Source organism: Odoribacter sp. N15.MGS-14, from assembly GCF_000980245.1.
Lineage (GTDB): Bacteria > Bacteroidota > Bacteroidia > Bacteroidales > Marinifilaceae > Odoribacter > Odoribacter splanchnicus.
On record NZ_LARE01000068.1, the window covers coordinates 1 to 13,985 of the forward strand.

Sequence of the window (13,985 nt, forward strand, 5' to 3'; positions counted from 1 at the left end):
GAGATAACCGTGAGAACGGTATTGAGACTGGAAGGTGAGTTTAAGCTCTTCGTCAACCAGGGTGATTAAAGAGATAACCGTGAGAACGGTATTGAGACTGGAAGGTGAGTTTAAGCTCTTCGTCAACCAGGGTGATTAAAGAGATAACCGTGAGAACGGTATTGAGACTGGAAGGTGAGTTTAAGCTCTTCGTCAACCAGGGTGATTAAAGAGATAACCGTGAGAACGGTATTGAGACTCCAGGAGATGACTGTTTTGTCGCCGTTTGAACTAGATTAAAGAGATAACCGTGAGAACGGTATTGAGACAAAGCAATTTGTATGTTTTCAGAAATTTCGTTAAGATTAAAGTGGCAGCTATTGCCAGCATGGAATTTTTTGATTTGATGGAATGAAAAATCAATTGTGCTTGAACGGTATAACTGCTGATGATGAATAGAATATATACGATGTGAATACTTAATCAAAAGGGAAGAGGAACAAATGAAACCGAAACGTATTATACTTATTCGCCACGGGGAATCGGAGGCGAATGTGAATTGTGAGCTTTTTGCCTCTATGCCGGACTACATCATTGAATTGACGGAACGGGGGAGGAGACAGGCCAGGGAGGCGGGTGTGAAATTGAAGGAGTTGGTGGAGGATGAAACACTTTATTTTTATGTGTCTCCTTTTTGGAGAACACGGACGACTTTCGAAGAAGTGGCGAAAGCTTTTTCGCGGGAACAGTTTCGGTATAGTGAGGAACCGCGGTTGAGGGAGCAGGAATGGGGTTATCTGAGGAGTCAGGGAGAGTTCGAACGTATACGGGAAGAGCGGAAGAGTTATGGTATTTTTTACTACCGTATACCGGGTGGGGAGGCTGCGACCGATGTTTATGATAGAATGAACGATTTGCTGGGATCTTTACACCGGGATTTTTCGCGGGATAATTTTCCGGAGAATTGTGTGCTGATCTCTCATGGATTGACCATCCGCTTGTTTATTATGCGGTGGTTTCATCTCACTGTGGAAGATTTTGAACGGATGTGTGTGCCTGAAAACGGTGGAATGGTGATTTTAGAAAAACGACAGGAAGGTTATGTGTTGGCGACTCCACTGAAATTGCTTGAAAAAACAGAAGGATATGCCCGGCCGATTTGTTTAGGCGGTAAGTGAAAAAATATAGTTGTCGAAAAAAACCGTTCTCGACTCGGAGAACGGTTTTTTTATCAGGATTATCCACCGAAGTTGTCGTACATGACATTTTCGTCGGGAACTCCCAGATCGTACAGCATTTTGGTGACTGCCTGGATCATCATTGGAGGTCCGCACAAATAGTATTCGATATCTTCGGGGTTCTCGTGGTTCTTCAGATAGTTTTCGAAGATCACCTGATGTACAAAGCCTGGTTTGTAGGCCACACCGGCAGCATCTGCAACGGGATCGGGACGGTCGAGTGCCAGGGTCCAGTGGAAATTCGGATTTTCTTCCTGGATCTTATTGAATTCATCCACGTAGGGAGCCTCCTGCAGAGCACGTGCTCCGTACCAGAAGGTCACTTTGCGGTCGGTGTGCATCGTATGGAACAGGTTGAAGATGTGTGAACGCATCGGAGCCATACCGGCACCACCACCGATGAACATCATTTCGTTGTTGGTTTCACGCAGGAAGAATTCACCGTAAGGACCGGAAATCGTTACTTTGTCTCCCGGTTTGCGCGAGAAGATGAAAGAAGAACAGATACCCGGATTTACCGGAGCAAAAGCGCCAGCCGCACGGTCGAACGGCGGAGTGGCGATACGGATGTTCAACATGATGATATTGCCTTCTGCCGGAGAATTGGCCATAGAGTAGGCCCGGTAAGTCGGTTCGGGATTGTGCATCTTCAGATCGAACATTTTCATCTTTTCCCAATCGCCTTTGTATTTTTCATCGATGATCATATCCTTGAAGTCGACATCCAGAGCAGGTACATCGATTTGAATATACCCTCCGGATTTGAATTTCAGATTTTCACCTTCCGGCAATTTTACAACGAATTCTTTCAGGAAAGTAGAAATATTCCGGTTGGAAACTACGGTACATTCCCATTTTTTGATTCCCATCACGGATTCCGGAATACGCATTTCGATATTTTCTTTCACTTTCACCTGACAAGCCAGACGCCAGTTTTCGTGCTGCTGTTTGTAGGAGAAGAAACCTGTTTCGGTCGGGAGGATAGAGCCTGCACCCGAATCTACCTGGCATTTACACATACCACAGGAACCTTTACCACCACAGGCCGAAGGCAGGAATATTTTCTGGCCTGCCAGGGTGGACAACAGTGAGCTGCCCGGTTCGGTTGTAATGACCCGGTCGCCATTGTTAATGCTGATTTTCACATCCCCTTTGGCGGTCAGTTTGGCTTTGGCAAACAAAAGGATACCCACCAGAATCAGGATGACAATCAGGAATACCACAATGCCGGTAGTGACGATTGTTGTATTTATTGCTAATAGTACCATTTAATTTTAAATTTTAGATTTTAAATTTTAAATTATTCTGCATCGGCATTGCCTTCATTTTGTGCTGAAGCCATCTGATCTTTTTCAGTCAGGTAACCGGTGACGGTCTCTTTTTCACCATAGGAGGATACCTGTGCCGTCGTTTCGGTTTGTGCCGGCTGAGCTTTCAGTTTATTCAGGTCGATACCCAGGAAACTCATGAAAGAGATAGCCATCAGTCCGGTCACGATAAACGTGATACCGATTCCCCGTAATGGAGCCGGAATGTCGGAATATTTCAGTTTCTCCCGGATAGCGGCAATACATACGATAGCCAGCATCCAGCCGATACCTGAGCCCAAACCGAATGTCGTCGCTTCGAGTACACTGCCGTAGTTCCGCTGTTGCATAAACAGGGAAGCTCCCATGATAGCACAGTTTACAGCGATCAGAGGCAGGAAGATACCCAATTGGTTGTACAAAGCGGGAGCAAATTTCTCGACGATCATTTCCACCAATTGTACCATAGCAGCGATGATGGCGATGAACATGATAAAACTCAGGAAGCTCAGATCGATTCCGGCAGCTTCATCCCCGAGCAACCATTGTAAAGCACCGGGTTTCAACACATAGTTGTCTAACAGATAGTTGACCGGAACGGTGATGAACAATACGAAAATAACAGCGATTCCCAGACCGAAAGAGGTCTTCACAGTCTTCGATACGGCCAGATAGGAACACATGCCTAAGAAATAGGCAAAGATCATATTGTCGATGAAGATGGAACGGACGAATATATTTAATAGATTTTCCATATCTTATTTTTACTTTAATTATTTTTCTATTAAATCTTTATTTCTGGAACGGTGTACCCAGATAATCAGTCCGACAAGAATCAAAGCCATGGCCGGCATAATCATCAAACCGTTATTGAGATAACAACCGCCGTTTTGTACATACCACGATTCCGGAATAATACGGAAACCGTAAAGTGTACCCGAACCGAGCAGTTCACGGAAGAAAGCTACGATCACCAGGATCAGGCCGTACCCCAAACCGTTACCGATACCATCTAACAAAGAAGGCCAGGGTTTATTGGCGAGGGCGAAAGCTTCGATACGTCCCATGATGATACAGTTGGTGATGATCAATCCGACATATACGGACAGCTGTTTGCTGACATCGTAAGCGAAAGCTTTCAACAGCTGATCGACGATGATTACAAGAGCGGCCACAACGACCAATTGTACGATGATACGGATACGGGTCGGAATGGTATTTCGCATCAGCGAAAGGATCACATTCGAGAAAGCGGTTACGGCCGTTACCGAAAGCCCCATTACGATGGCAGGCTCCAGCTTGGCAGTAACAGCAAGGGCAGAACAAATACCCAGGACCTGTACGATAACCGGGTTGTTCTTACTCAGAGGACCGAGCAGGAATTCCCGGTTCTTAGCTGAAAATAATGCGCTCATTTTATTTTTGTTTTAAAAACGGTTCGTAATAGGTTAAGTAATTCTTGATCATGGTCTCTACTCCTTTGGAAGTGATCGTACCTCCGGATATGGCATCGACTTCATTCGCCCCGGAAGCATTCCCGCCTTTTACGACCAGAATTCCAACCAACTGATTCCCGGAGAAAATCTGTTTGTTCCGGAATTCTTTATTGAATTCAGGCGTGGTAATTTCAGCTCCCAACCCCGGAGTTTCTCCCTGGTGGTCGAAGAAAGTACCGTAAACGGTATCTTTGTTGTCGTCCAGGGAGATATATCCCCAGATAGGGCCCCATAAACCGGCTCCGTAAATCGGTAGGATGTATTTGGTGGCTCCGTCGACATTGGCGACAAATACGGGAAGTTCCCGTTTTTCAACCGGTAGGTTGTATTGTTTTTCGATGTTTACGTCAAAGGCCTTGCCTTCGATTCTATCTCCTTTGCTGTTTATAATAAACTGCTCCTTGATATATTTGTCGAAGAGTTCTGCAGAATTGGCAGCAGTGGAGGAAATGTGTATCGCACTCAGTATGTTCTGTCTCTTTTCGTTTTGGCGGTTTTCATTCTGCCGGGGTTGCAGGGAAAGAGATACGATGGATAGTAGCGCTGCAACAACGACTACCAGAACAACTGAATAGAGGAATGTATAGGTATTTCCTTGTTTATTCATATCTTTTAAATCTATGATTGCTTAAATCTTAAATCGTCAATTCGCAACGGCTTTCGCTCTTTTCAGTCTGCGTTTGATGTTTGCCTGTACGACGAACCAGTCGATCAGGGGAGCGAACGTGTTCATCAGCAGGATTGCCAGCATCATGCCTTCGGGATAACCCGGGTTGATGCAACGGATGATCACAGCCATCGCTCCGATCAACAGACCGTAAACATATTTACCTGTATTGGTTTGAGCGGAAGTTACCGGGTCGGTAGCCATAAATACCGCTCCGAAAGCAAAACCGCCCATTAGCAGTTGCTGATAGGCTTCGACACCGGAAATCGGCTGGAATACGAGCGCCATGAGATAACCTCCGACAAAAACCGAAATCATGGTGCGCCAACTGGCGACGTTGGTCAATAACAGAATCACAGCTCCGATCAGAATACAGAAGGCCGAGGTTTCACCGACCGAACCGGGAATAAATCCCCAGAACATGTCTGCCGTACTGTAAGTCAGGGGTTGTCCCAGAGCCATTTGTGCCAGTGGAGTGGCTTGTGAGATGGCATCGGCTGTGTCTCCGGCAATCCATACTTTATCTCCTGAAATCATAGAAGGATAGGAGAAGAAAAAGAAAGCACGGGCCAACAGGGCTGGATTCCAGATGTTCATACCTGTACCTCCGAAAATCTCTTTACCGATGATTACTGCGAAGGCTGTCGATAAAGCCACCATCCATAACGGAGCTTCGACAGGCATAATCATGGGGATCAGTAAACCGGAAACCAGAAAACCTTCATTGATTTCATGTCCCTTCATTTGGGCGACTGCAAATTCGATGCCCAATCCAACGACATAAGATACGATGATCATGGGGAGCACTTTCCACAAACCGTAGAAGAACAGTTGGAAGAAAGTGGTGTCTGCCAGGCCGCCGACAGCATTGAAATGCTGATAACCTACGTTGTATATCCCGAAAAGAAGTGCCGGAATCAAAGCAAGTACCACGATGATCATGGTTCTCTTCAGATCGACGGCATCCCGGATATGAGCTCCGCTGGAAGTGGTCGCATTCGGCACGAAAAGAAAAGACTCGAAACCGGTGAAAACGGAGTGGAATTTTTCCAGCTTACCTCCTTTTTCAAATTTGGGTTTCTGCTTATCCAAATAATTTCGTAAAAAGTTCATTTTATTAATTTTAGATTTTAAATTTTAGATGTTAGCTCCGATACCTCCCTATTGGGTGATGATCGGAAATCTTCCATCGTAAATTAATTCGTTTCTTTCATCATCAGTTCGATTCCGTCGCTCAGGATTTTCTGAACAGGCGTCTTCGAGGTACAGACAAATTCACATAAAGCCATGTCTTCGGGCACAACTTCGTAGATACCGAGTTGTTCCATGCGGTCGATATCCTGGGCGAGGACAGCTTTCAGCAAATATACCGGATAGATGTCCATCGGAAATACTTTTTCATATTGTCCGGTTACGACGAAGGCCCGGCGTTCACCGTGGTAATTGGTGTCCAGGGTGTAATGTTTCTTCGGACATAAAAAGGACGGGAATAATCTGGAAGCCGAGAATTTATTGAAACCCGGGGCCGCCCAGCCTAAAAATTCGTAGTTATTGCCTTCCGGGATGACGGTGATTTGATTGTCGTAATAGCCCAGATGACCTTCCGGAACGACTCGGGTTCCGGTGAGTACGTTGCCGGAAATGATCCGTTGTTCTACTGCATTTTTTAATTTTCCTGCGGTGAGATCCTGAATAGAAGCACCCAAAATACTGTGATAATACTGGGGTTTTGTCACTTCAGAACCGGCCAGGGCGATAATTTTACGTGCATCGAACCGGCCTTCATTGAACAGTCGGCCGATGATAGCGACATCCTGAATGTTGACCACCCATACTTGTTCTCCTTTGTTGATCGGATTCAGGTGATGAATCTGAACACCTACGTTGCCAGCCGGATGCGGACCGGCAAAATAATTGATATCTACATGCTGTAGTTTGGTAAATACAGAAGCGGAGGGAGTATTTTCCTGCAAGCCCAGATTTACATTTTTATTGCAGAGTTTACAAAGGCAATCGATACCGGTTTGAAGATCTTTGCTCTGATTGTTCAGGATCAGGTCGTAATCCGGAGCCAGAGGAGCAGAATCGAAGGCTGACACGAAAACGGCTTTCGGTGTACTCATCGGGTCTGCAATGATGTCGTAAGGACGTTGTTTGATCAGAGGCCAAACGCCGCTTTCCAACAGCCTGTCGATGACTTCATCCCGATTCAGTTTGCTGACTTCTGTTTTTCCGAAATCCCGGTACCGGATCTCGGCATCTGCCTTGACCACGACTTCCAGTAATTTACGTCTTTCGCCTCGGTTGATGGCTTCAATGGTACCACTTACCGGTGTTGTGAATTTAATTTCGGGATGTGTTTTGTCGATAAATAAGACATCTCCCGCTTTCACTTCATCGCCGACCTTGACTGCTAGTTTCGGAGTCATAGCCCGGAAATCCGTCGGTTTTAACGCACAACTGGTTATTCTACCAGCAGGTTGCACCACTTTTTCCGCTTCTCCGTTTAACTTGATATCAAGGCCTTTTTTTAATTTGATTACCTTGGACATGTGTTTTAATTATTAATAATTAAGTATTTACAATTACTGACCACATAACTTTTTACCTCGCCCCGATAAGGGGCTTGTAAAAATATGAAGTGTTATAGTTTTCCTAAAATTAAGGCACAAATATACAAACCAATTACGTAATTTTGTCGTTAATTAGATTTTAATTTATTGGGGATGAAGTTTTTTTTGAATCTATCGTTTTTTATCCTGGGGATAGGGAATATGATGCCGGCGCAAAGCCAGATCAGAACCGTTCAGTGTTACCCTGTCGGCAGTCCTTTTGCCGAACCGGTTATCGAGTTGGGGAGTGGACAGCAGCTTTTTTTTAGTTTCGATGATCTGAGTAGCGAGACGAACTCATATACCTATAAAATTATTCATTGCGATCCCGATTGGAATAATTCCAATTTAAGCAGTTTTACTTATTTGACCGGATTTTTCAGTAATCCGCTGGATAATTACGAATACTCTTTCAATACGGTTGTGCCTTACACCCGGTTTACCTTGAATTTGCCGAATGAAGAAGTGGGTATCAAATTGTCCGGGAACTATTTATTGCAGGTATACAACGATCAGAATCCGGATAGTGCGGTCGTTTTACAACGCTTTGCTGTCGTGGAAAATAAGGTCGGTATCGCTGCATCTGTGGTGAATAGCACGAATCCTACTTTTTTGTACACTTCCCAGCAACTGAATTTTACAGTGAACTATACCGGTTTGCAGATCTATAATCCGGTGCGGGATACCCGGGTGTATGTGACTCAAAACCAGGATCCGAATTCCCGCAGAAATTTTACTCCCACTTTTGTCCGGCAAAACCAATTGGTATACGGCAACGGGGTCGATAATATTTTCAACGGTTTGTCTCCTTTTCGTAATTTCCAATGTTCCAGTTTGGTTTATTATACCCGTTATGTGAAAGATGTATTGAAGGGACCGGAAGGGAGATATAATTTCATCCTGGTACCGGGTACCGTTCCTCAGCGTTATATTCCGACCCCTGATCGGGGGGGGAATTTTTACATCGAGGCAGAGAATGTACAAAATTCTGATCTGGAAGCCGATTATATCGTCGCCCACTTTGCTATCCTTTACCCGGAACCTATTCCCGGAGCAGAAGTTTATATCTATGGGAAATTTACAGACTGGCAGTTGCTGCCTGAATTAAAAATGGATTATGATGCCAAAAATAAAGCGTATGTCGGGCAAGCCGAGCTGAAACAGGGATATTATGATTATATGTTCGCTGTAGTTCCTTCGAAGGAGAAAAAACCTGATTTGGTGACTATGCAAAATAATTTTTATCAGACGCCGGACGAATATAATATCCGCTTCTATATGTATGATTATAATGTTATGTGTTTTAGATTGTTAGGGTATCAGACCGTAGGCGCGAAACCAATGGGAAGCTAAAGAGGGAGAAGAATATAACGGATTATGTTGGCATGATATTTGCTGGAAAAGAAATGATATATAGGGGATACTATTGTATCGTTTGCTATGGTATTTTAAGTTTAATAGTTTAAATTGAAAAGGAAAAAGTCATGAAAAGTTTTTTACTCGTGTTATGTGTTGCGTTATCTGTTGTCGGATGTAACTCTTCGAAAAATATGGCGAAGTTGAGTGGAGTGAAGTGGGTATTGCAAACGCTTAACGATAAAGAATTGAGCTTGACCGATCCCAATAGCGAGATTTTTATTCAGTTTAATGAAGCCGAACACCGGGTGAACGGAAGGGGGGGCTGTAACCGTTTTTTCGGTAATTATGAAATGGAGTCGAGCCGTTTGAAATTTTCTCCGATGGGAGCGACGCGGATGGCTTGTCCCGACCTACAGACCGAAACGGAATTTTTCCAAATGCTGGATGGTGTAGACGGTTATTCGATCAAAGACAACAAACTTTCTTTCCTGTCTAAAAATAAGGTAGTCGCTGTATTTAAAAAGGCTGAAGAAGCTAAGTAAAGGTTTTCCGGCTGGCCGGAAAAACGATCGGCGAACTCCTGTTTCTGATTAATGTTTCGTAGCTTGACATTGCTGTGGCTGATAAGCGAAACAGCCTTCCTGATGAAATTTTTCCCGGAATCGAAGATTGCGCCGATCAGGAAGGCCTAAAGGTTGGAGGCTGATCGGCACTCCGCTTACATTGCTTTCTTGCCTCGGGTTTGGGGTGTTTCGATTTCGCCGGTAAAAACGAATTCGGCAGGACCTTCCAGCCAAATGTCTGTGAAATGGTTGTCTGCCAGTTGTTTGAAACTTACTTTCAATATACCTCCTTTGGCTTGTAACGTATAGGTTCCGGAGTGGTCGTGATTTAGCAGGGCTGCGGAAAGGGCTGCGGCTACACAACCGGTCCCGCAGGCGAGGGTTTCGTCTTCGACTCCTCGCTCATAGGTGGCGATTCGGATACATGCCGGAGTGGGGGTAATGAAGTTTACGTTGGTGCCTCCGGGTTGGAAAGAAGGGGCATAACGGATCATACGGCCTGCTGTGATGACGTCTGTCTGAAATGCATCGGCTACTACTTTTACATAATGGGGAGAACCGGTATCCAGGAAAAAATAATCAGGGGCCACCGTAATTCGGGATACATCGTTCATTTTAACCCGTACGCCCTGGGGGGTAATTTCGCCCTGATGTTCACCGTCTGCTGCCAGGAAACGGGTGGTTTGCAGAAACAGGCCCAAGCGATGGGCATAGGCAACGATGCATCTGCTGCCGTTACCGCATAGACTGGCTTCCCTGCCATCGGAGTTGAAATACCGCATCTTGAAATCGTAACCCGAACAAGTTTCTAATAACATCAGACCATCGGCTCCGATCCCGAATTTGCGATCACAGAAATACTCAACAATTTCTCTTGTAAATTCGTATATCTGATTACGATTATCAATGATAATGAAGTCATTGCCAGCACCTTGAAATTTTTGAAACTTAATAATCATAGTGTGATGTTAAGCTTTGCTAATTAAGAAATTATTAATAAACACTTGGCAAAGATATTGTTACTATTGTAAACGACAAAGATAATTGGAAATTGTAACAATTTAATCAGGAAGAGAATATGAAAATAACAAAGTTTATTATTCCGTTGGTGTTAGGGCTTGCAGGCGGCCTGATTGCTTATTTTATAGCTGATAATTTCGGTTCGAAAACCATACAACCTACCCTGCAACACCAAATTGTTGGTCCGGGCGCTGTGCGTCCTGTCGTTCATGAATCTGAAAATGATGTACTTAATGACAGTGCAGGACCGGTAGACCTGCGAATGGCTGCCAAAAAGACAGTACCTGCTGTGGTCAATGTGATGACCGTGCAGATGAGAAAGGAGTATTATGGAAATCCCTTGGAATTTTGGTTTGGAGGAGTACAACCCCAGATGCGTGAAGTGCCCCGGAATATGGGAATCGGATCGGGAGTGATCATTACGGAAGATGGTTATATCATTACCAATAATCACGTGATCGACCGGAGTGATAAGGTGATGGTTACTTTGAACGATAAGCGCGAATTCGAAGCAAAGGTAATCGGAACCGATCCCGATACGGATATTGCTCTGTTGAAAATCGATGCGACCGGCTTACAGCCTATCGAATACGGTAATTCGGATGATGTGGTTTTAGGAGAATGGGTACTGGCTGTCGGTAATCCTTACAATCTGACTTCTACGGTTACGGCAGGAATCATCAGTGCCAAGGCTCGTCAGCTGGGGGGGAAAATGAACCTGGAATCTTTCTTGCAAACGGATGCTGCGGTGAATCCCGGAAATAGCGGTGGTGCCTTGGTGAATGCGAAAGGAGAGTTGATCGGTATCAATACGGCTATTCAGTCACCCACCGGGAGCTATTCGGGATATTCGTTTGCAGTGCCGGTGAATGTAGCACGTAAAGTGGTCAGTGACCTGAAAGAATACGGTAAGGTACAGCGGGCAATGATCGGTATCAAGATGCAGGAATTGACTCCGGCCTTAGCGAAGGAATACAAGTTGAAAGAGCAATCGGGTATTTATGTGGCGGAAGTGATTCCGGGTGGAGCTGCTGAAAAGGCCGGTGTGAAAGTCGGGGATGTTATTTTGCAGTTGAATGGTTATGAAGCGAAGACGTTTGCACAGTTGCAGGAACAGCTGGCCCAATATACTCCCGGGAATACGATTCAGATGACTTTGAGCCGGGATGGAAAAGAGAAGGTTGCAGATGTTGTTTTGCAAAATAGCTATGGAGATGTCAGCCTGAAGACCGGTTCCGGAATTTTGGGAGCTGAGGTGCAACCCTTGACGCAGGCTGAACGCTATCGCTATCGGCTGAATAAAGGGGTTAAGATTACCGATTTGAAAAATGGTAAATTAAAATCAGCTGGGTTGACCGAAGGTTATATTATTGTTAAAATTAACGACATGGTCATCTACGATAGCGAGGATTTGGAGAGGGCTCTGAAAGCAGCAGGAGATGAGGGAGTTTTCGTTACTGCAGTGAGTCCGAGGGGAAGAGTTGAATATTTCGCTTTTTCGCTGCTGGATTAAAAAATGTTAATCTACTAAGATTGGATAATTTTACAAATTGCTTAATGAATAAAAAACCATACCTTTGCAGGACGTTTGCAGTGGTATATAAAAGATAGTATGAGACAACTAAAAATCACAAAATCAATAACCAACAGGGAAAGTGCATCTCTGGATAAGTATTTGCAGGAAATTGGTAAAGAGGATCTGATAACCGTTGAAGAAGAAGTTGAGCTGGCTCAGCGGATCCGGAAGGGAGACCAGAAAGCACTGGAGAAATTGACGAGGGCGAATCTGCGGTTTGTAGTGTCTGTGGCCAAGCAGTATCAGAATCAAGGCTTGAGCTTGCCGGACTTGATAAACGAGGGGAACCTCGGTTTGATCAAAGCTGCAGAAAAGTTTGACGAAACCCGTGGGTTTAAGTTTATATCTTATGCAGTGTGGTGGATTCGTCAGTCTATCCTGCAGGCTTTGGCAGAACAGTCGCGTATTGTTCGTTTGCCTTTAAATCAGGTTGGTTCATTGAATAAAATCAACAAGGCTTTTTCGCGTTTCGAACAAGAGAACGAACGTCGTCCTTCGCCTGAAGAATTGGCTGATTCATTGGATTTGCCCGCAGAAAAAGTGGCCGATACGTTAAGGGTATCCGGACGTCATATTTCAGTGGATGCTCCTTTCGTCGAGGGAGAAGATAATAGTTTGTTGGATGTATTGGTAAATGACGATTCGCCTATCGCTGACCGTACGTTGATCAACGAATCGCTTTCTACCGAAGTAGAAAGAGCTTTGTCTACTTTGACCGAAAGGGAAAGGGATATTATCAAATTATTCTTCGGGATCAATACCCAGGAAATGACTTTGGAAGAGATCGGCGAGAAGTTCGGCCTGACCCGTGAAAGGGTGCGGCAGATTAAAGAGAAGGCCATTCGTCGTTTAAGACATTCTTCAAGAAGTAAATTGTTGAAAACATATTTAGGATAATGAAAACGCCCTTCGGGGCGTTTTTTTGCTTGTATATTGATACTCAAAGAGGTCTGGGCCTTTCGGTCCTGATGCGATCTGCCCTTCCTGCTTAGCGTATTGGAAGGATTGCTTCCCCCCTGGTGCAGATAAAAGATTTAGCTCGGAATGATATTCCTGACCGGCATTGAAAACACTTCGATCGGTCGGTCACAGACTATTTACTGAAAAAGGAATACGGGTATTTTGACTTTACAAAAAATTATCGAATAATTCTTTGACTTTTTTAAACGATAAGATGTAATAGTTTAAATGTGATTTATGCATTGGTGGTGTATGTAAAATATATTCCGGGGAAAGGAAGTGGAATTTATTCTGGTTGTTAAATATTTTAAGTTTCACTTGCTAAAATTAATACTTATCTTCGCTTCATAAAGATTCCTTTTTATTGTCAACTAAGTGCTGAATATGAGAATTATTTTAAATCCGGGATTATTTTATTTTATCGTTTTCGCTCTTGTTTTAAAGTATGGGAAACGCAGAGTCGGTTAGGGGGCAACAGAGACGTTTGGATTTACAATCCGAGATTTTGGCCTTACCACAAGGGGGAGCAAGTAATGAAGTCCGGCAAGTGTACCAAGAGTGTGAAGGGTTTATTTGGATTGCAACGAATAGTGGATTGATTCGGTATGACGGATATGATTTTGTCACTTATAAATCGAACCTGTATAACCGAAACTCATTGATTAATAATGCAATTCAACCTGCCCAAATCTATTCTGGATGATATCGTTTATGCGATTGCGGAAGACCGTAATACCCGAACCTTATGGGGCGGGTCGAGAAGTGGCTTGAGTCTTTTATCCGGTACCTCCCGGACAGATTTTTTTTATAATTATTCGTCCCGGGATGGGGGGAATTCAATTTCAATACAGTGAAGTGAATTCCATCCTTCAGGATCAGGATAACAATATGTGGTTGGGACTTTTCGGTGGAAATATAAACCGGTAGGATACCCGTAGACGGCAGTTTAATTTACATCGGCTGGAAGAGGTGAAATGTCGGTTGTCGACCAATCCGGTCAGGAGTCTGTTGCAGGATGATGAAGGATTTGTGTGGCTGGGGATCAGGAGTTTCGGACTGGTCAGGCATGATCTGAATACCGATAAATGTATTCATTATACCGATCTGCCGGAATTCCGTTCTGTGCTGGTAATGCCTACTGGAAATGCTATGATGCAGCGTCGAAATGGAGAAATCTGGTTCGCTACCTACAATGGCGGTATTTATAT

13 protein-coding genes and 1 pseudogene are annotated in these 13,985 nt (G+C 44.3%); 7 read left to right on the plus strand and 7 right to left on the minus strand.

All coding sequences use genetic code 11. The features are described 5' to 3' along the window. Positions 1-482 precede the first annotated feature (482 nt). On the plus strand, positions 483-1,157 hold the full coding sequence (locus WS34_RS12215) for a histidine phosphatase family protein (RefSeq protein WP_046405111.1): 675 nt from the start codon (positions 483-485) through the stop codon (positions 1,155-1,157). A gap of 59 nt (positions 1,158-1,216) precedes the next feature. Here WS34_RS12215 and nqrF read toward each other — a convergent pair whose 3' ends face one another. From nqrF to WS34_RS12245, 6 genes and pseudogenes are all read right to left on the minus strand, one after another. After that, positions 1,217-2,485: an NADH:ubiquinone reductase (Na(+)-transporting) subunit F gene (nqrF, locus tag WS34_RS12220; protein WP_022161397.1), complete on the minus strand. Its 1,269-nt coding sequence runs from the start codon at positions 2,483-2,485 to the stop codon at positions 1,217-1,219. 176 nt (positions 2,486-2,661) lie between these two features. Further along, a pseudogene (gene nqrE / locus WS34_RS12225) lies at positions 2,662-3,279 on the minus strand (NADH:ubiquinone reductase (Na(+)-transporting) subunit E); the annotation flags it as partial. Positions 3,280-3,297: 18 nt separating this feature from the next. Continuing rightward, positions 3,298-3,939 carry an NADH:ubiquinone reductase (Na(+)-transporting) subunit D gene (locus WS34_RS12230; protein ID WP_013611838.1) on the minus strand — a complete coding sequence of 214 codons (642 nt, stop codon included), beginning with the start codon at positions 3,937-3,939 and terminating at the stop codon, positions 3,298-3,300. 1 nt (position 3,940) lies between these two features. Next, positions 3,941-4,627, minus strand: a complete 687-nt coding sequence (nqrC, locus tag WS34_RS12235; RefSeq protein ID WP_013611837.1) for an NADH:ubiquinone reductase (Na(+)-transporting) subunit C — start codon at positions 4,625-4,627, stop codon at positions 3,941-3,943. Between the two features lie 36 nt (positions 4,628-4,663). Further along, on the minus strand, positions 4,664-5,800 hold the full coding sequence (locus WS34_RS12240; RefSeq protein WP_046405113.1) for an NADH:ubiquinone reductase (Na(+)-transporting) subunit B: 1,137 nt from the start codon (positions 5,798-5,800) through the stop codon (positions 4,664-4,666). An 83-nt stretch (positions 5,801-5,883) separates the two neighbouring features. After that, positions 5,884-7,239, minus strand: coding sequence for a Na(+)-translocating NADH-quinone reductase subunit A (locus tag WS34_RS12245; protein WP_046405115.1), 1,356 nt, complete (start codon positions 7,237-7,239; stop codon positions 5,884-5,886). 174 nt (positions 7,240-7,413) lie between these two features. Between WS34_RS12245 and WS34_RS12250 the strand changes: the two genes are divergently transcribed. Both WS34_RS12250 and WS34_RS12255 read left to right on the plus strand, forming a co-directional pair. After that, a complete protein-coding gene (locus tag WS34_RS12250) occupies positions 7,414-8,652 on the plus strand; it encodes a type IX secretion system plug protein (protein ID WP_046405116.1) in 1,239 nt (412 codons plus the stop codon). Positions 8,653-8,783: 131 nt separating this feature from the next. Continuing rightward, a complete protein-coding gene (locus tag WS34_RS12255) occupies positions 8,784-9,200 on the plus strand; it encodes an META domain-containing protein (RefSeq protein ID WP_013611834.1) in 417 nt (138 codons plus the stop codon). Between the two features lie 176 nt (positions 9,201-9,376). Here WS34_RS12255 and dapF read toward each other — a convergent pair whose 3' ends face one another. Next, a complete protein-coding gene (gene dapF / locus WS34_RS12260) occupies positions 9,377-10,180 on the minus strand; it encodes a diaminopimelate epimerase (protein ID WP_046405118.1) in 804 nt (267 codons plus the stop codon). A 119-nt stretch (positions 10,181-10,299) separates the two neighbouring features. Between dapF and WS34_RS12265 the strand changes: the two genes are divergently transcribed. From WS34_RS12265 to WS34_RS12280, 4 genes are all read left to right on the plus strand, one after another. Next, positions 10,300-11,754, plus strand: coding sequence for a Do family serine endopeptidase (locus WS34_RS12265; protein WP_046405119.1), 1,455 nt, complete (start codon positions 10,300-10,302; stop codon positions 11,752-11,754). A gap of 99 nt (positions 11,755-11,853) precedes the next feature. Beyond that, positions 11,854-12,714, plus strand: coding sequence for a sigma-70 family RNA polymerase sigma factor (locus WS34_RS12270; RefSeq protein WP_013611831.1), 861 nt, complete (start codon positions 11,854-11,856; stop codon positions 12,712-12,714). 888 nt (positions 12,715-13,602) lie between these two features. Further along, positions 13,603-13,704 (plus strand): two-component regulator propeller domain-containing protein, encoded by a 102-nt coding sequence (locus tag WS34_RS15875; RefSeq protein ID WP_353743269.1) that lies wholly within the window; start codon positions 13,603-13,605, stop codon positions 13,702-13,704. A gap of 42 nt (positions 13,705-13,746) precedes the next feature. Continuing rightward, positions 13,747-13,985 (plus strand): two-component regulator propeller domain-containing protein (locus WS34_RS12280; protein WP_286693756.1); only part of this gene is annotated, 239 nt, incomplete at its 3' end.

Bases quoted from the DNA above. Each gene is read 5' to 3' on its own strand.
- nqrF (WP_022161397.1), bottom strand. From the start codon at position 2,485: ATGGTACTATTAGCAATAAATACAACAATCGTCACTACCGGCATTGTG.
- WS34_RS12250 (WP_046405116.1), top strand. From the start codon at position 7,414: ATGAAGTTTTTTTTGAATCTATCGTTTTTTATCCTGGGGATAGGGAAT.
- WS34_RS12270 (WP_013611831.1), top strand. From the start codon at position 11,854: ATGAGACAACTAAAAATCACAAAATCAATAACCAACAGGGAAAGTGCA.
- WS34_RS12255 (WP_013611834.1), top strand. From the start codon at position 8,784: ATGAAAAGTTTTTTACTCGTGTTATGTGTTGCGTTATCTGTTGTCGGA.
- WS34_RS15875 (WP_353743269.1), top strand. From the start codon at position 13,603: ATGGGGGGAATTCAATTTCAATACAGTGAAGTGAATTCCATCCTTCAG.
- nqrC (WP_013611837.1), bottom strand. From the start codon at position 4,627: ATGAATAAACAAGGAAATACCTATACATTCCTCTATTCAGTTGTTCTG.
- WS34_RS12265 (WP_046405119.1), top strand. From the start codon at position 10,300: ATGAAAATAACAAAGTTTATTATTCCGTTGGTGTTAGGGCTTGCAGGC.
- WS34_RS12240 (WP_046405113.1), bottom strand. From the start codon at position 5,800: ATGAACTTTTTACGAAATTATTTGGATAAGCAGAAACCCAAATTTGAA.
- WS34_RS12230 (WP_013611838.1), bottom strand. From the start codon at position 3,939: ATGAGCGCATTATTTTCAGCTAAGAACCGGGAATTCCTGCTCGGTCCT.
- WS34_RS12245 (WP_046405115.1), bottom strand. From the start codon at position 7,239: ATGTCCAAGGTAATCAAATTAAAAAAAGGCCTTGATATCAAGTTAAAC.
- WS34_RS12215 (WP_046405111.1), top strand. From the start codon at position 483: ATGAAACCGAAACGTATTATACTTATTCGCCACGGGGAATCGGAGGCG.
- dapF (WP_046405118.1), bottom strand. From the start codon at position 10,180: ATGATTATTAAGTTTCAAAAATTTCAAGGTGCTGGCAATGACTTCATT.